The organism is Halalkalibacter alkaliphilus, assembly GCF_023555415.1.
GTDB classification, from domain to species: Bacteria; Bacillota; Bacilli; order Bacillales; family Bacillaceae_D; genus Halalkalibacter; species Halalkalibacter alkaliphilus.
Genome location: NZ_JAKRYL010000049.1, coordinates 1 through 16,669, shown reverse-complemented (window position 1 = coordinate 16,669; position 16,669 = coordinate 1). Strand labels below are relative to the sequence as shown.

Annotated in this window: 14 protein-coding genes; all 14 read left to right on the top strand. The window is 39.6% G+C overall.

Annotation, left to right across the window (positions count from 1 at the left end; all coding sequences use genetic code 11):
* Window positions 1–107: 107 nt before the first annotated feature.
* The 14 genes from MF646_RS22915 (at window position 108) to MF646_RS22850 (ending at window position 16,595) form a co-directional block, all read left to right on the top strand.
* Window positions 108–1,376 (top strand): MFS transporter, encoded by a 1,269-nt coding sequence (locus MF646_RS22915; protein WP_250098812.1) that lies wholly within the window; start codon window positions 108–110, stop codon window positions 1,374–1,376.
* A 118-nt stretch (window positions 1,377–1,494) separates the two neighbouring features.
* Window positions 1,495–1,875, top strand: coding sequence for a carboxymuconolactone decarboxylase family protein (locus tag MF646_RS22910; RefSeq protein WP_250098811.1), 381 nt, complete (start codon window positions 1,495–1,497; stop codon window positions 1,873–1,875).
* Between the two features lie 217 nt (window positions 1,876–2,092).
* The gene (locus tag MF646_RS22905) at window positions 2,093–2,230 is read left to right on the top strand and encodes a YuzK family famiily protein (protein ID WP_250098810.1); all 138 of its coding nucleotides are present in this window, start codon (window positions 2,093–2,095) and stop codon (window positions 2,228–2,230) included.
* Window positions 2,231–2,556: 326 nt separating this feature from the next.
* On the top strand, window positions 2,557–3,351 hold the full coding sequence (gene sufC / locus MF646_RS22900) for a Fe-S cluster assembly ATPase SufC (protein ID WP_250098809.1): 795 nt from the start codon (window positions 2,557–2,559) through the stop codon (window positions 3,349–3,351).
* A 73-nt stretch (window positions 3,352–3,424) separates the two neighbouring features.
* Complete coding sequence (gene sufD / locus MF646_RS22895; protein WP_250098808.1) at window positions 3,425–4,732, top strand: Fe-S cluster assembly protein SufD; 1,308 nt, start codon at window positions 3,425–3,427, stop codon at window positions 4,730–4,732.
* A complete protein-coding gene (locus tag MF646_RS22890) occupies window positions 4,732–5,952 on the top strand; it encodes a cysteine desulfurase (protein ID WP_250098807.1) in 1,221 nt (406 codons plus the stop codon). The genes sufD and MF646_RS22890 overlap by 1 nt, the downstream gene beginning before the upstream one ends.
* Complete coding sequence (gene sufU / locus MF646_RS22885) at window positions 5,942–6,376, top strand: Fe-S cluster assembly sulfur transfer protein SufU (protein WP_250098806.1); 435 nt, start codon at window positions 5,942–5,944, stop codon at window positions 6,374–6,376. Before MF646_RS22890 ends, sufU begins: the two co-directional genes overlap by 11 nt.
* 118 nt (window positions 6,377–6,494) lie before the next feature.
* Window positions 6,495–7,892 carry a Fe-S cluster assembly protein SufB gene (gene sufB, locus MF646_RS22880; RefSeq protein WP_250098805.1) on the top strand — a complete coding sequence of 466 codons (1,398 nt, stop codon included), beginning with the start codon at window positions 6,495–6,497 and terminating at the stop codon, window positions 7,890–7,892.
* Window positions 7,893–8,115: 223 nt separating this feature from the next.
* Complete coding sequence (locus MF646_RS22875; RefSeq protein WP_250098804.1) at window positions 8,116–10,950, top strand: alpha-amylase family glycosyl hydrolase; 2,835 nt, start codon at window positions 8,116–8,118, stop codon at window positions 10,948–10,950.
* A gap of 583 nt (window positions 10,951–11,533) precedes the next feature.
* Window positions 11,534–12,265, top strand: a complete 732-nt coding sequence (locus tag MF646_RS22870; protein ID WP_250098803.1) for a YwmB family TATA-box binding protein — start codon at window positions 11,534–11,536, stop codon at window positions 12,263–12,265.
* A 311-nt stretch (window positions 12,266–12,576) separates the two neighbouring features.
* Window positions 12,577–13,422 carry a DUF72 domain-containing protein gene (locus tag MF646_RS22865; RefSeq protein ID WP_250098802.1) on the top strand — a complete coding sequence of 282 codons (846 nt, stop codon included), beginning with the start codon at window positions 12,577–12,579 and terminating at the stop codon, window positions 13,420–13,422.
* A 591-nt stretch (window positions 13,423–14,013) separates the two neighbouring features.
* The gene (locus MF646_RS22860; RefSeq protein WP_250098801.1) at window positions 14,014–14,832 is read left to right on the top strand and encodes a sulfite exporter TauE/SafE family protein; all 819 of its coding nucleotides are present in this window, start codon (window positions 14,014–14,016) and stop codon (window positions 14,830–14,832) included.
* 30 nt (window positions 14,833–14,862) lie between these two features.
* On the top strand, window positions 14,863–16,209 hold the full coding sequence (locus MF646_RS22855) for a bifunctional metallophosphatase/5'-nucleotidase (RefSeq protein WP_250098813.1): 1,347 nt from the start codon (window positions 14,863–14,865) through the stop codon (window positions 16,207–16,209).
* Between the two features lie 77 nt (window positions 16,210–16,286).
* Window positions 16,287–16,595, top strand: a complete 309-nt coding sequence (locus MF646_RS22850; protein ID WP_250098800.1) for a YunC family protein — start codon at window positions 16,287–16,289, stop codon at window positions 16,593–16,595.
* Window positions 16,596–16,669 lie beyond the last annotated feature (74 nt).

Below are 16,669 nucleotides of genomic sequence, written 5' to 3'. Positions count from 1 at the left end.
TAATAGCAAAAGGAAAACCACCTTTTGCTATTAGCTCTTTTCTTTTAGATTAAGATCGCCTATTATAATATTTAGATATACGAAATATTGTGAACGAAGGTGTAACTATGGGGAAGTTTGTTGGAGATTGGAATGATCAGCTAAAAGGGTACAATCGAAATATACGCCTATTTTTGCTTACTTCGGTTCTAGCGAATATTGGTATGGGAATTTTTATGGTTATTTATAATTACTACATAAGAGAGTTAGGCTTTAGCGATCAAATGAACGGCCGTGTTATTGCGATGCAAGCGCTGGCTAGTGCAATGGCGCTTTTGCCTGCTGGTTTAATGAGCGATAAGTTTGGACGAAGACGAATTATAATGATTGGTGCACTATTTGCGGCGACAAGCCTTTTGCTTAGAGCGGTTTTGGCGGGGGAATTTTTGTTGCTTGCCATGGCTTTTGCAACAGGGCTTTTTATGGCTTTTATCCAAGTATCATCGATCCCTTTGTTAGCAGAAAATTCAACGGAAAAAGAACGTGTTCATTTGTTTAGTTTTAATTTTGCGCTCATCATGGTAGCAAATGTAATTGGAAATGCGCTTGGGGGAACATTAACCGATCTATTTCATGTTTTTTTCCGTCTATCAATGCTTGAGAGTGTTAGGATTACATTGCTAATTGGTTCACTTATTTTCTTTATAGCGTTACTTCCAATTTTAAAAATTAATGAAGAACATAAAAAGAGAGTTCAAAAAACAGGAGCTAGCTCACTTGGGAGACTTTTTACTACGCATCGATCAAGTTTGAAATGGATTGGTTTATTTGCCATTGCAAATGTATTAATAGGCTTTGGATCGGGGCTTGTCATTCCGTATTTGAATCTTTATTTCAGTGATCGTTTTGAAATCAGCAACTCGCTCGTTGGAATTATTCTTTCACTTGGTCAGGCTATGACAGCTGTAGCTTTTATGATTGGACCTTCTGTCGTTAAACGGTTTGGTGAGGTTAAAGCGGTTGTGATGTTGCAGCTTGCATCGCTTCCATTTCTTCTATTAACAGCGTACACCGAAACACTTTGGTTAGCAGTGATTGGCTTTTTATTTCGACAAGCGTTGATGAATGCTGGAAACCCGATTCAAATGGCCCTAATGATGAGAACGGTTGATGACTCAATGAAAGGATTAGCCAATTCAGTTGGCCAAATGGTGTTCCAGTTAGGCTGGGCTGTTATGGGACCTGTATCAACATCTATTGTTATGATCTATGGTGCTTACTATGGATATGCGTATGTTTTTACGATTACTGCTTTCTTATATTTGTTAGGATCAACGTACTTTTATGTTGTCTTTCGGAAAATAAATGAAAATAAAGAAGAGCAAAAAGCAGCCTAATTGAGCTATAGCTTATTAGGCTTTTTTGTTATTACCCTGGTCAATTCAAAATTGAATAAACAGGTAACTGTTAACGAATACTATCGTTGTTATTACAAGAACTTGGGAGGCATGTTAGATGGATCAACAGCAGCAACAAAACAATCCGATTGACCAGGCATTACAGGAGTATAAACAAGGGCTAGGGAATTTCACACAGAAAATGCCTGATATAGCGAAAAAGTACAATGCTTTTACTGAGGCGTGTTTTGCAGAAGGGAAACTTTCTCAAAAAGAGAAGCAAATGATCGCTCTTGGAATTAGTGTGTATTCGCAAGATGAATATTGCATTATTTATCATGCAAAAGGATGCTTAGATCAAGGGTGCACGGAAGAGGAGATTTTAGAGACGGTCGGAGTTACAGCGGCATTTGGTGGAGGCGCAGCTATGAGTCAGGCCGTAACTCTTGTTCAAGAATGTATTTCAGAACTAGGTGGCAATAACAATCAGCTGCAATAAATAAAATTAAGAGATAAGCTTTCAGACTTTGTAAGGTCGAGAAAATGTATTGGAACATTTTCTGACATTGAATAATCATATCTCACGTCTGTATATCGTGATCTAACTCGTTTTTTCCGTGTTGGTGAAATTTTCTGACTATGGTACGATTACTTGTGACAAAACGAGAAAGGATTGATTTATTATCCATTTATTAAAAAACCAACACAATGGTGAAATGGAAAAAGCAATGCAACAATCTCACGGAACAAGTTATGCTGAGTATAATCGTAACTTGGAAAAACGGTTAGAAGTCGAGAAGCAACGCGAAAAAGACTACGAGAAGAGCAAAAAACTAGCCGCTCAATTTAGCTAAACGAAAATAAGTGTGTTAAAATATTGAAAGAGTAGTGCCAATTGGCACTACTCTTCTTCTGTGCATAATATGTCCAAGCACTTTTTTTATGGTTTACATAGGGGAATGAAAAGGAATGCTAATAAGGTGAGAATTTCCTATTACAGGAGGGGAAAACGTTAACACTATAAACATAGTACAAATAGTTTCATAATTGGTTCACCGTCCTTGAACTAAGAATAGATTTAGTATAAGATTGTAATGAGAATAGATTGAGAATAAAACTATTACAAAATTAGCAAGCTTTATCCCATTGATGAAGCAAAATACATTGGAGGTCATTGTAAATGTCAGTACCATTTTTAAAAATTGAGAACCTTAACGTATCAGTTGAAGGAAAAGAAATTTTAAAAGATTTCAGCCTTGAAATCAAAGGTGGGGAGTTCCATGCAATCATGGGGCCAAACGGAACAGGTAAATCAACTCTTGCTTCAGCAATCATGGGTCATCCTAAATATGAAATTACAAGCGGATCTGTAACAATTAATGGAGAAGACGTGCTAGAAATGGAAGTGGACGAGCGTGCCCAAGCTGGTCTTTTCTTAGCAATGCAATACCCAAGTGAAATTAGCGGGATTACAAATGCAGACTTCTTACGTTCAGCAATCAACTCGAAACGTGAAGAAGGCGATGAAATTTCTCTAATGAAGTTTATCCGTCAATTAGATAAGAAAATGGAACTTCTTGATATGGACGATTCTTTCTCACACCGTTACTTAAACGAAGGGTTCTCTGGTGGGGAGAAAAAGCGTAACGAAATTCTTCAATTATTAATGCTTGAGCCAAAGATTGCCATCTTAGATGAAATTGACTCAGGTTTAGATATTGATGCACTTAAAGTTGTTTCAAAAGGTGTGAACGAAATGCGCAGCGAGAACTTCGGCTGTTTAATTATCACTCACTACCAACGTCTACTTGACTACATCACTCCTGACAAAGTGCACGTTATGATGCAAGGACGCATTGTGAAATCTGGTGGCGCTGAGCTTGCTACACGTTTAGAAGCAGAAGGATATGACTGGATCAAACAAGAGCTAGGTATTGAAGACGAGCGTGTAGAAGCAGCAAACCAAGAAGCGTAAATAAAGGTCAGATACGAATTTAGATGCAACCTCGCACGAAGCGAGCAGTACAATAGTAAAGGGTGGGTAATGTATGTCAGTCGAGACAAAAGGATTGTTCGGAAAAGAACAAATTGAATCATTCTCGAATGGACGCAATGAACCAGATTGGGTACGCGACATTCGTTTAAAAGGCTTAGAAATTTCTGAATCAGCAGAGCTTCCAAAGCCAGATAAAACTAAAATAGATAAGTGGACATTTACGCAAACACGCTTTGATATGAATGCAAAGCCAAAAGCAACATCTGTAAAAGCTTTACCAGAAGGCTTGCAATCTTTAATTGGTGAAGAGACAGATGAGCAAAACTTGTATGTTCAACAAGATACATCAGCTGTATATACAAAGACAAATGCAGAACTAGCGGAAAAAGGTGTCATTTTTACAGACATCCAAACAGCTTTAGAAAAGCATGCTGATCTTGTGAAACCATATTTATTCGGTGAAGCAGTGAAACCACAAGAGAACAAACTTACTGGGTTACATGCAGCACTACTAAACGGCGGAACATTTATTTATGTACCAAAAAATGTTCAAGTTGAGGTTCCACTTCAAGCGGTATTCTCACTTGAAACACCGGAAGCCATTCTTTCAAACCACGTGATCGTTGTAGCTGAAGAAAATAGTTCTGTGACATATGTGGAAAACTACACGTCTAACGTTGACGGCAATGTTGCAGCTAATATCATTGCAGAAGTGTACGCGAAAGCAAATGCAAAAGTGGCATTTGGTGCGGTTGATAACTTTGGTAGCAATGTAACAACATATGTTGTTCGTCGTGCACATGTTGGCAAAGATGCTCGTATTGATTGGGCTCTTGGACAAATGAATGATGGAAACACAGTTTCTGAAAACACAACTCATTTAGTAGGCGACGGCTCTTGGGCTGATACTAAGACTGTTTCTGTTGGACGTGGAGAGCAAAAGCAAAACTTCACAACACAAATTTTCCATCATGGAAAGCATTCTGAAGGTCATATCCTTAAGCATGGTGTTATGCGTGAAGCTGCTACTTCAATTTTTAACGGAATTACAAAAATTGAGCATGGTGCTACGAAGTCAAACGGTGTTCAGACAGAGCGAGTACTAATGCTTAGTGAAAAAGCACGTGGTGATGCAAATCCAATCCTTCTAATTGATGAAGATGATGTAACAGCAGGTCACGCTGCATCTGTTGGTCAAGTAGATCCGCTTCAAATGTTCTACTTAATGAGCCGCGGGATTTCTCGTAAAGAAGCAGAGCGCTTAGTCATTCACGGCTTCTTAGCACCAGTCGTTGAACAGCTTCCGATTGAGTCTGTTAAGGAACGCTTAAGAGAGGCAATCGAAGGGAAAGTTCGCTAATGAATGCCAAAGAGATCAAAAAGCAGTTTCCGATTCTTGATCAAAATGTTAACGGAAATCCGCTTGTCTATTTGGATAGCGCGGCTACTTCTCAGAAGCCACTAAAAGTCATTGAAGCACTTGATGATTACTACCGTCGCTATAATTCAAATGTTCACCGCGGAGTTCATACGCTTGGAACACTTGCAACGGATGGATATGAAGGTGCTCGTGAAAAGGTTCGTAACTTTATCGGGGCCAACTCCATCGAAGAGATTGTGTTCACACGTGGTACAACGACAGCGTTAAATTTGGTTGCTTCTAGTTACGCTCGTGCTAACTTGAAAGAAGGCGATGAAATTGTGATCTCTATGATGGAGCATCACAGTAACATCATTCCTTGGCAGCAAGTTGCAAAAGCGACAGGAGCAACATTAAAATACTTCCCGCTTCAGCCAGATGGTACGCTTGATTTAGCTGAAGTTGATAAGACGATTACAGAAAATACTAAAATCGTTTCCGTTATGCACGTGTCTAACGTGTTAGGAACGATTAATCCAATTAAAGAAATTGCTGAAATAGCCCATCGCAATGGCGCAATTATGGTCGTGGATGGTGCCCAAAGTACGCCGCATATGAAAGTGGATGTTAAAGATCTAGATTGTGACTTCTTCGCTTTTTCAGGTCACAAAATGGGTGGTCCAACTGGAATTGGGGCCCTTTACGGCAAGAAACATCTCCTCGAAAACATGGAGCCAATTGAGTTTGGTGGCGAAATGATTGATTTTGTAGGACTACAAGATTCAACGTGGAAAGAGCTTCCTTGGAAATTTGAAGGTGGGACACCAATAATCGCCGGTGCTATTGGACTAGGTGCAGCCATAGACTTTTTAGAAGAGGTCGGTTTAGATAATGTTTTAAAGCATGAACACGAATTAGCTGAATATGCGATTGAGCGATTATCTGAAATTGATGGGTTGAAAATTTTTGGACCGAAAAAGCGCGCAGGTGTGGTAACATTTAATTTGGATGATGTGCATCCTCACGATGTTGCAACGGTACTAGATGCTGAAGGAATTGCTGTTCGTGCTGGTCATCACTGTGCACAGCCGCTCATGAAATGGCTCGAGGTGACAGCAACAGCGCGTGCTAGCTTTTATTTATACAACACGAAAGAGGACGTTGATGCACTTGTCACAGGACTAGTAAAAACAAAGGAGTACTTTGGCGATGTCTTCTAATTTAGATACACTTTATAGACAGGTGATTATGGATCACTACAAAAACCCGCGTAATAGAGGGGAATTTGATGGTGATACGGTTACGGTAAATATGAATAACCCAACATGTGGTGATCGTATTCAAATTCAAATGAAAGTAGAAGATGATAAGGTCACAGATGCGAAATTTGTTGGAGAAGGATGTTCAATCAGTTTAGCCTCCGCTTCTATGATGACTCAAGCTATTAAAGGCTTGCAATTGGATGAGGCACTTGAAATGTCGCAAATTTTCTCAGAAATGATGCTCGGAAAAGAGTATGATGATGAGCGTTTTGACTTAGGTGATATTGAAGCACTACAAGGTGTGGCGAAGTTTCCTGCTCGTATTAAATGTGCGACCCTTGCATGGAAGGCAATGGAGAAGGGAATTAACGAACGCAAGTAAGAAAGTTAGTCAATCTAACTTAAAGCGATGTGCGTAGCAGCTGCCTTTGCTTAAGAGAGATTATGTAGGGGCAGCGTGCGAAAGCATTGCACTCGATAAAATAGAGGAGGCTTTCACAATGGCGAAAAAAATGCCTGAAATCGGAGAATATAAATATGGGTTCTCGGACAAAGATGTTTCGATTTTCCGTTCAAAACGTGGTTTAACGAAAGAAATCGTTGAAGAAATCTCACGCATGAAAGATGAACCACAATGGATGTTAGATTTCCGTTTAAAATCATTAGAACAATTTTATAAAATGCCTATGCCGCAATGGGGCGGGGATTTAGCTGAGTTAAACTTTGATGACATCACGTACTACGTTAAGCCATCAGAGAAGTCAGAGAAATCTTGGGATGAAGTACCAGAAGAAATCAAAAACACGTTTGATAAACTGGGGATCCCAGAGGCAGAACAAAAGTATTTAGCAGGGGTTTCTGCTCAGTACGAGTCTGAAGTTGTTTACCACAACATGAAAGAAGAACTAACTGATTTAGGAATTCTATTCACAGACACAGATACAGCGTTAAAAGAGCATGAGGAAATTTTCAAAGAGCACTTTGGAACAATCATTCCTCCATCTGATAACAAGTTCGCAGCACTTAACTCAGCTGTTTGGTCTGGTGGATCGTTCATTTACGTACCAAAAGGCATAAAAACAGATACACCTCTTCAAGCGTACTTCCGTATTAACTCTGAGAACATGGGTCAATTCGAGCGTACGTTAATCATCGCTGATGAAGACAGTTCTGTACACTATGTAGAAGGATGTACAGCACCAGTTTATTCAACAAACTCACTACACAGTGCGGTTGTTGAAATCATCGTTAAAAAAGACGCATATTGCCGTTACACAACGATCCAAAACTGGGCGCCAAACATCTTTAACTTAGTTACAAAGCGTGCTGTAGCAGACGCTGGTGCAACAATGGAATGGGTTGATGGTAACATCGGTTCTAAGCTGACAATGAAGTATCCAGCTGTTGTGATGCGTGGTGAAGGGGCAAAAGGTACGATCCTATCCATCGCAATCGCAGGAAAAGGACAGCACCAAGATGCTGGTGCAAAAGTTCATCACTTAGCACCTAACTGTTCATCAACGATTGTATCGAAGTCGATTTCAAAACATGGTGGGAAAGTAACATATCGCGGTATCTGTCACTTTGGCCGTCGTTCCGAAGGCTCTAAGTCGAAGATCGAGTGTGATACGCTTATCATGGATAATGAGTCAACATCAGATACAATTCCATACAATGAAATTCTAAACAACAACATTACGCTTGAGCATGAAGCAACGGTATCAAAAGTATCTGAAGATCAACTCTTCTACCTAATGAGCCGTGGTATTTCTGAGCAAGAAGCAACAGAAATGATCGTAATGGGCTTCATCGAGCCATTCACAAAAGAGCTTCCAATGGAATATGCCGTTGAGATGAACCGTCTCATCAAGTTCGAAATGGAAGGGTCTATTGGTTAATAAATATAAAGAAGCAAGTCCTTTCGAGGATTTGCTTCTTTTTTACTATTTATTGTGCAAACGCTTTCTTTTTTGCGCGGAAGTTGCACAATGTTGCTCGTTCAAAGGACTCAATTTAATTTAGAAACACGACAACTCATTGAAAATAAATAAGAATCCTTTTATCATTGATGTAAGCGTTTTTGTGAAGCGTTTGCACAAAATGAAGATGGAGGGTTTGGAGATGAAACGTTTATCGTTAATATGTTTGTCCTTATTGCTTTTTGTAAGTACATTTATGCCAACGTTTGCACAAACTGTTTATGGACAATGGTCTGGTGAAGCGGATGGGTATGAAAGTGTTGTACTGCGAGGAAGTGTAGATCCGTTAAGATGGGATGGGAATGATCATCCTTTAATGTTTGATGAAAATGAGGGTGTCTGGATTACTGGGCCTATCAATCTACCAGGTGGACAAAAGGTAGAATACAAGTTTGTGTATGACGGTGAATGGATGCCAGGAGCAAACTTAGAATACACAACTCCTCAGGCAGGAGACTATCAGTTTGTTTTTCATCCAGAAAATGAAAGACATGTCGATGTACGTCCTGCAACGGAATATGATGGAGAACTAACGTTACAAGTGGAAGTTCCTGAAGTGACTCCGGATTGGGCTGTTGTGACAGTCGGTTCTACTATGAATAACTATAATTATTCAATAACAAGGATGAATAAAGTAGAAGATGGACTATACACGATTCACTTAAAGGGTCCTGCTGGAGAAGAGCTGCATTATCGATATGCATTAGGTGATTCAAAATATCAAGAAGAAAGAGATGAACTGAGAAAAGTAACTTTTACAGAAGAAGGAGCTATAATAGAAGACACTGTTCAAGCATGGACAGGCATTCCCATTGCTAGTAACGTATCTCATGATTTTAATCACTCTCCATTTATTCCGAGTGAGAATGATGATGTAACGATTACAGCAGAAGTTGAACATAATGGGCCGATTACAGATGGTGGTATTTACTTTACAACGGATGGAGCTTCTCCAGAAGGAGCGAGAGGAGAAGCTCGAGTTGGACAGGCTGTAGAGATGAACGTCGTCTCTACAAATGAAAGCAGCCGTGGGTATGTATCTATTTTAGAAGGAACGATCCCGGCTCAATCAAATAAAACACCAGTAAAATATAAAGTAGATGTATGGGATGAGGATGGAGAAGGTTCTCAATTTGCCGATACGAATAGCTTACATTCTGAAGGAGCAACTGAATTTGCTTATTATGTAGATGATTTCAAATCTCCTGAATGGGCTAAGGATGCTGTGATTTATCACATCTTTGTCGATCGTTTTAAAGACGGGAATAAGGATAATAACTATGACACGGTAAATGTTGATGAAGTAGGATTAGAGGAAGCGTTGAAAGACTGGATGGGTGGTGACCTTGAAGGGATCATTGAAAAGCTTGATTATTTAGATGAGCTAGGAGTGAACACTCTTTATTTATCACCTGTTTTTGAAGGTCCATATTCTCATGGATATCATCCAATTGACTTTTTAGATGTGGATAAAAACTTCGGTTCGCTTGATGTTTTAAAAGAATTAATTGATAAGGCTCATGCTCGTGACATGAAAGTCATATATGATATGGTTCCAAACCATAGTTCAGATGAGAGTCCATTCTTCCAAGATGCATTGAAAAATGGAAAGGATAGCCCTTACTATGACTGGTACACCTTCTATGAGAATGGCTCTTATGAAACGTTCTACGGTGTAGAAAGTCTTCCGCAATTAAATAATGATAACCAAGAAACAAGAGACTATATGCTTAAAGAAGTGATCCCATTTTGGCTAGAAGAGGTAAACTTTGATGGATACCGCCTAGATTATGCAAAGGGACCTAGCTATAGCTTTTGGGTTGATTTCCGACATGCCGTTAAACAATTAGATGAAGATTATTATATCTTTGGTGAGATTTGGGATAATCGTGATAAGATCAACTCTTATGCTGGTAAATTAGACGGGGCTCTCGACTTTGGCTTCCACGATACATTTAAAAGTACATTTGCTCGTAATGGTTCAATGAGAAATGTGAGCAATTTAGTGAAGGCAAACGAAGCTGTTTATCATCCAGAATACATTTTATCATCATTTTTAGATAACCATGATGTACCGCGGTTCTTATATGAAGCAGGAAACGATACGAATAAGCTAAAGCTTGCTTCATTTACGCAATTTATGCTGCCTGGTTCACCAATGATTTATTATGGTACAGAAGTCGGTATGTCCCAAAGTGGAAACCATCATGACTATAGTGATTGGAAAGACAGATGGTATCGCGAAATGATGCCTTGGAAAGAGGAAGAGCAAGATCTTGATCTATTTGCTCATTATCAAGAAATTATTTCATTAAGAGATACGTATCCAGCTTTACGTACAGGTACGTTTAACGAAATTTATGTGAATGATGATGTACTCGTCTTTGAACGTGAAGATAAGGATTCGCGCTTACTCGTTCTAGTGAATAAGGGAGCTAAACAAACGTTTGATTTAGCGGAACTTTACAACCAAGATCGGTTGACGAATGTAAGGCTTGAAAATGCAATATCACAAGAGAAGAAAACGACGAGAAAAGGAACTATTGAGATCAAATTGGAAGCTCAAGGATTCAAAATTTTTGAAGTGTCGGGTAAGTTAGTCAAAGGGGATGAAAAAGTAGATTATAAGAAGTATGAAGCCGGTGTGTTACGAGGCTCAGAGCCCCTTAGCTGGGAAAATGATGATCAATCATTAACGTTTGATGAAAAAGAAAACGTATGGAAGTCAGAAGCAATCGAGCTTGAAGCCGGGAAACTAGTTGAGTTTAAATTTGTTATGGATGGAGAATGGCTTCCAGGAGGCGATAACCTTACATTCACCCCAGATGTTGATGGAGCTTATCAATTTGTGTTTGATGCAACAGTGACAAAGGCAGATGTCCGAAAGCTTGATGAACCAGGTAGAAAAGGAAATGGAAAAGCACCGGAAACACCTGTGCGTAAAGGACATGAGATGAAATTAGAAAAAGCTAGCTAATGACCGTTTATAACATGGAAAGCACCTGCATTTTTCACATTAACGGGTGTATGGAGAGCCAATAAGCGGAAATTTTTCTGTTAGACTGCAGACTAGAGACGGTTCGGGGGTATATAAGCGGAGGTTTTCCGATTAAGCACTGCAAACTTACCCATTTTTACGTTTTTCGAGTCAATAGTCGGAATCTTACCGTCTATTTAAACTATTTTCAGTGCTATTTCCTAATTAAGAGAAATTTCTCCGCTTATTTATCAAATTGTTTTAGCGTCAGCGTCTAATGAACTTGTACAATCGGGTAGCGTTAGATGAATAAGGCTAGGTATATAGACCAAAAAGGATCAGATTCTAAAATCTGATCCTTTTGTTTTGTTATTTGTATTGTTGGTTTTTTCACTAAAACCTAGGTTAATTTATAGGTTATTTGTCATGTTGAATTGCATTTTCTCCCTCTCAACCGAACCCGCTATTTTTCACATGCAGGAGTTTTTTATTGTATAAGCTGTTGCGGCCCTTTAAAAAAAGATTCTAGGTTACTCGTTTATTTTTCTATGAATCTGTCAATGCTTGTAAGGAGGTGAGGAGATTGATAAAAAATATAATTTTGTATAGTGTGATCATATCCGCGATGTTTGGATTATATAAAACTCAATCTGTAAGCAGTGATACGAATCAGGTACATGAACTTAAGGAAATGATACATGTGGCAACGGAAGAGAATATGAGTATTAGAAATTGGACTGTGTACTCAAAGCTAGAGAAAAACATTGGTACAGACGCTAGGGCATTTGATAGATTTGTAATAGATATGAAAGATGAGTATCGTGGTTTTAAGTGGATAGAAGAAGAAGTAAGAAGTGGTCCCTTCAGAAAAGTGGTTGGTACAAAATCTATGGCAGAAACTAATACTGATGAGCGAGTGGTGATAACTTCTCACGAAAGCACGAAACAGCAAATGGTTAGCATTACATATCAAATCACAGGGGAGAAGTGGGATGAAGACATGTTTGATGTGATCTCTGAAAAAGCAAAAGGAGATGACACTTATGTAACAATCCGCGCAACGATGGAAAGAGAAGCGAATGACGAACTAGACCGTCTAGCGAAAAATCTAGTAGAATTATTTTCGGGACAAGTGAAGGAAGGTTTAGAGGAAAGTAATTTTGTATCTTTATCTGCCTATACGGAAGAGTGGGATAGTGGTATAGCCATTAATGAATCTGAGAACATAAACTTGCAAATAGGTGTGAGGGACTTAGGGAATGGTGGTAGTGTCGATATTACAATGGGAACACCTATAATTACAGGAGAATATTAGGAAGAGGTAGAGAGAGACGCTCTATCTTTTTTTATTGAAACAACAATTCTGTAAAGAAAGTGGTTTCATGGTAAACTAAAAATACTGAGGATGTACGAGGGCGCTAAAAAAGATGATTTTCCCTTTTTTAGTGCCCTCTAAGCAATGGATGGAGCCGTTGCCATGGGTGTGAGAAGTGTCCCACAGCTTAAAAGCCTGCTGTAAGTGGTTTCTGATAGCAGGAGAGCAGCTTGCTGAGCCATTGCTACGTAATCGAGTCATTGAAAAACGTTTTTAGTGGCTTCGAATGTACATGATAAGGAGTGAACACAATGATCTATATAGGCCTTGCGGGTTGGGGAGATCATGATGATTTGTACATAGGAATGAGCAAACAATCAAAATTAGAAGTGTATGCAGGACACTTCCCAATTGTTGAAATAGATGCTTCTTTTTATGCGGTTCAACCTGCTAGAAATATGGAGAAATGGGCAAGAGAAACTCCTCCTGCGTTTCAATTTGTCGTAAAGGCGTATCAAGGAATGACAGGGCATCAACGTGGATTTGCTCCTTTTGCTACAAAGGATGAGATGTTTGAAGCCTTTCGGGAGTCTTTAAACCCTCTTATAGCAAAGGGAAAGCTAGCCATGGTCCTTTGCCAGTTTCCACCTTGGTTTGACTGCAAAAAGGAACATGTTCAGTGGATTCGCTATGTGAAGGAGCAATTACAAGGACTACCTGTTGCACTTGAGTTTCGTCATCGTTCTTGGTTTGAGAAAAACATGTGTGAGAAGACACTGTTGTTTATGAGAGAAGAAGGGTGGATTCACAGCATTTGTGATGAACCACAGGCTGGAGTCCGGTCGGTTCCTACTATATTAGAAGCAACTCATGCAGAAAAGACATTAATTCGATTCCACGGTCGCAATATTCATGGATGGAATGACCCAGGTGATGGTACGTGGCGGGACGTACGTTATTTATATAAATACAACGAAGCAGAGTTGCTAGAATGGAAAAAAAAGCTAAAAGAGCTCACAGCACAATCCAAAGACATTTATATTATTTTTAATAACAATTCCGGCGGAGATGCAGCAACCAATGCAAAACAGCTCATAGAGTTACTAGAAATTGAATATCATGGACTAGCACCTAGACAACTCGATCTGTTTTCTTGATAATAGAGTTAGTTCCAACAGGGTGGTCTTCCCTGTTGGAACTAACTCTAAGCAATGAGCGGAGCCGCCGTAAACGGTCTTAAGCTTTTTGAGCGGGTTTCTCAAAAAGCGCACGGCGAGAGAAGCCATTGCAAGCATATTCGCACAAACTGTGGACAACAGGGTGGTCTTCCCTGTTGGAACTAACTCTAAGCAATGAGCGGAGCCGCCGTAAACGGTCTTAAGCCTTATGAGTAGTCTTCTAATAAAAGGCTTTTATAAGGGCGATGAAGACCCAAGTCGGTAAAGCAGAGCAGGAAAAAGGTGTTCATAAGGGTAATGAAGACCCAAACCGGTAAAGAGGAACGTAGAAAAGGCGTTCATCACCGCAATGAAAACCCAAAATAACAAAGTGATGCAACCAAAAGTCCTTCATCTCCTTCTAGTATTAAAAAAGGTATAAAATAGGTGTTGCTCTGTCAATTTCGCAACTTCCTAATTTAGTCCTACAAGTATTTGGATTTTTACATGGGATAAGCAGAAATAAGAAAAACAGGGCGCACTTCCCTGTTTTGACTATCTCTCACACTGCACAGAAATCAGGTGAAATAGATGGTATGGGTAATTTTATTAGTTGTTGGTCTGCTTGGAGGAACGCTAGGCAGTTTGATGGGCCTTGGCGGAGGCATTGTTGTCGTGCCAGCATTGTTAATGTTAGGTAGTCTTTCATTTCTAGACATTACGCCACAAGTAGCTGTTGGTACGTCACTGTTAATCATGATCTTTACCGGGATATCGGCAACGATCGCTTATATAAAGCAAAAGAAAGTAGACTATAAGAGTGGTTTGCTCTTTTTTAGTGCGAGTGGCCCAGGGGCGATTATTGGTACTTGGCTAAATCGTGGGTTTGACACAAATTCATTCCAAGTTTACTTAGGTCTTTTTATACTTTTTGTTTCATTTATTCTATTTATTAGAAAGTACTTAAAGCCACTACCTCGTTCAGGAAAAGGGATACAAAGAACGTATACTGATGAAGAGGGAATAGACTATACATATGGATACAGGATTGTCCCAGTTCTCGCGATTTCTTTTGTTGTTGGTATGCTTTCAGGACTATTTGGTATTGGTGGGGGCTCTCTCCTTGTACCAGCAATGATTGTTCTCTTCGCCTTTCCTCCCCATTTAGCTGTAGCTACCTCAATGTTTATTATTTTGTTATCAGCTGTCGTAGGGTCGGTTTCACATATGATCCAGGGCAATGTAAATTGGGTATATGCTCTTGCCTTAATACCAGGCGCATGGATTGGAGGAACGCTTGGGGCAGCCATTAATCGAAGGCTTTCAAGTGAAAAACTTGTTTTTTTCCTTCGGTTGATGCTGATTATTATGGCATTCAGACTAATATATGAAGGAATGACATCAGCTTGATGCTTTTAGAAGGGGGTACTTATTTTGACAATGGAGCGGGTTACAATATTCCACTCAAATGATATACATAGTTGTTTTGATCATTGGTCGCAAATGGTCGCTCATATAAAAAAAGAACGAGATGACCATACATTATACTTAGAGCTCGGGGACCATGCAGATCGAAGCAACCCAATAACGGAAGCCATGTTTGGAAAAGGAAATATCGAGCTCCTGAATGAAGCAAAAGCTGATTATGTCACAATTGGCAATAATGAAGGTGTAACTTTTTCTAAAGATCAACTCACATCTCTTTATGGTGAAGCAACGTTTCCCGTTTTGCTTGCGAATATTGTCAATGCTGATGGGAGTAGATTAGAGTGGGCTGAGCGTTATGTTATACATACAATGAAGAATGGATTGAAGGTTGGTATGATTGGTCTTACGGCACCTTTTGTTCATTTTTATGAGTTACTAGGGTGGAAGGTACTTTCTCCGATAGACGTATTGCAAGAGCTTTTGCCTCAGCTGGTAAAGAAGGCGGATATTGTTGTCCTTATGTCACATTTAGGCTTAAAGACTGATGAAAAAATTGCGAATCAGTTTATGGGGATTGACGTGATTCTTGGAGCGCACACTCATCATGTTTTGCCATCAGGGGTAACTATTAATGACACGCTGATTGCTCAAGCTGGAAAAAATGGAGCCTTTTTAGGAAAGGTTGATATTCAGTTTGACCGCAACACTAAGTCCATATATCGGAAAGAAGCCGTCCTCCTTGATGTGAAAAATCAAAAAACTGATGAGAAGACAGATCAATTGTTAAATAGGATGAAAGAGGAAGCGAGTCTCCTTTTAAGTGAACCTGTGACAACTTTGCCAAAGTCACTTCCTGTAAAATGGCAAGAACATACAGAAGTAGGTCAAATGTTATGTGATGCTGTAACAGAATGGTGCGGTGAAAAGGTAGGCATGTTACATGCGGGGGTTCTCCTGGATACGTTAGAAAAAGGAGTAATCACAAAAGGGGACATCCATCGTATTTGCCCACATCCGATTAACCCTTGTGTTGTAACACTAACGGGGGAAGCATTAGAAGCGACGATTAAGCGCTCCCTCACGAAGGAGTTAACCCATCTTGAGTTAAAAGGCTTTGGATTTCGAGGAAAAGTATTAGGGAAGATGCTCTTTACAGGAATTGAGATCGATGAGGAAGAGTCCATTTTTATCCTAGGGCAACCATTAATAAAGGATCACATCTATCGAGTAGCAACACTAGATATGTACACGTTTGGTTATATTTTCCCTGCAATTGCAGAATCAGAGAATAAGCATTACTTCATGCCCGAATTTTTACGTGATGTGCTTGCATGGAAGCTCAAGAAAAATTGGACGTAAGATAGGTTCACGCCTCCGGATTGCTTTTCATATCGTACTAATGAGAATAATTTGAGACGATAGGAGGAGAGCATATCGTGCTTGAAATGAACCCAATCCAAATAGAAGGCGAAACATTTATTGCTGTAACATTAAAGTTGCCTAAAACGAATTTTATGGCTGTTACAAATGATAAAGGGTACATTATGTGTGGAGCACTTGACGTGAATCTATTTAATACAAACCAAAAGCTCATTGACCGTAAAATCATAGCCGGTCGCGCCGTGGGCGTCCGAACAATAGAACAACTACTAGAAGCACCATTAGAATCGGTAACATTAGAAGCAGAACAACTTGGAATTACCGCCGGAATGAAAGGCAAAGACGCATTACTCAAGATGAAATAGCTCGGTAACCCAAAGGGTGGTTTTCCCTTTGGGTTACCGAGCGAAGCGATGAGCGGAACCGCCGTAATGTTTTA

Coding starts and splice junctions, on each gene's coding strand:
- MF646_RS22865 (WP_250098802.1), top strand. CDS start 12,577: ATGATCTATATAGGCCTTGCGGGTTGGGGAGATCATGATGATTTGTAC.
- MF646_RS22860 (WP_250098801.1), top strand. CDS start 14,014: ATGGTATGGGTAATTTTATTAGTTGTTGGTCTGCTTGGAGGAACGCTA.
- MF646_RS22890 (WP_250098807.1), top strand. CDS start 4,732: ATGAATGCCAAAGAGATCAAAAAGCAGTTTCCGATTCTTGATCAAAAT.
- sufU (WP_250098806.1), top strand. CDS start 5,942: ATGTCTTCTAATTTAGATACACTTTATAGACAGGTGATTATGGATCAC.
- MF646_RS22855 (WP_250098813.1), top strand. CDS start 14,863: ATGGAGCGGGTTACAATATTCCACTCAAATGATATACATAGTTGTTTT.
- sufD (WP_250098808.1), top strand. CDS start 3,425: ATGTCAGTCGAGACAAAAGGATTGTTCGGAAAAGAACAAATTGAATCA.
- MF646_RS22910 (WP_250098811.1), top strand. CDS start 1,495: ATGGATCAACAGCAGCAACAAAACAATCCGATTGACCAGGCATTACAG.
- sufC (WP_250098809.1), top strand. CDS start 2,557: ATGTCAGTACCATTTTTAAAAATTGAGAACCTTAACGTATCAGTTGAA.
- MF646_RS22915 (WP_250098812.1), top strand. CDS start 108: ATGGGGAAGTTTGTTGGAGATTGGAATGATCAGCTAAAAGGGTACAAT.
- MF646_RS22905 (WP_250098810.1), top strand. CDS start 2,093: ATGGAAAAAGCAATGCAACAATCTCACGGAACAAGTTATGCTGAGTAT.
- MF646_RS22875 (WP_250098804.1), top strand. CDS start 8,116: ATGAAACGTTTATCGTTAATATGTTTGTCCTTATTGCTTTTTGTAAGT.
- sufB (WP_250098805.1), top strand. CDS start 6,495: ATGGCGAAAAAAATGCCTGAAATCGGAGAATATAAATATGGGTTCTCG.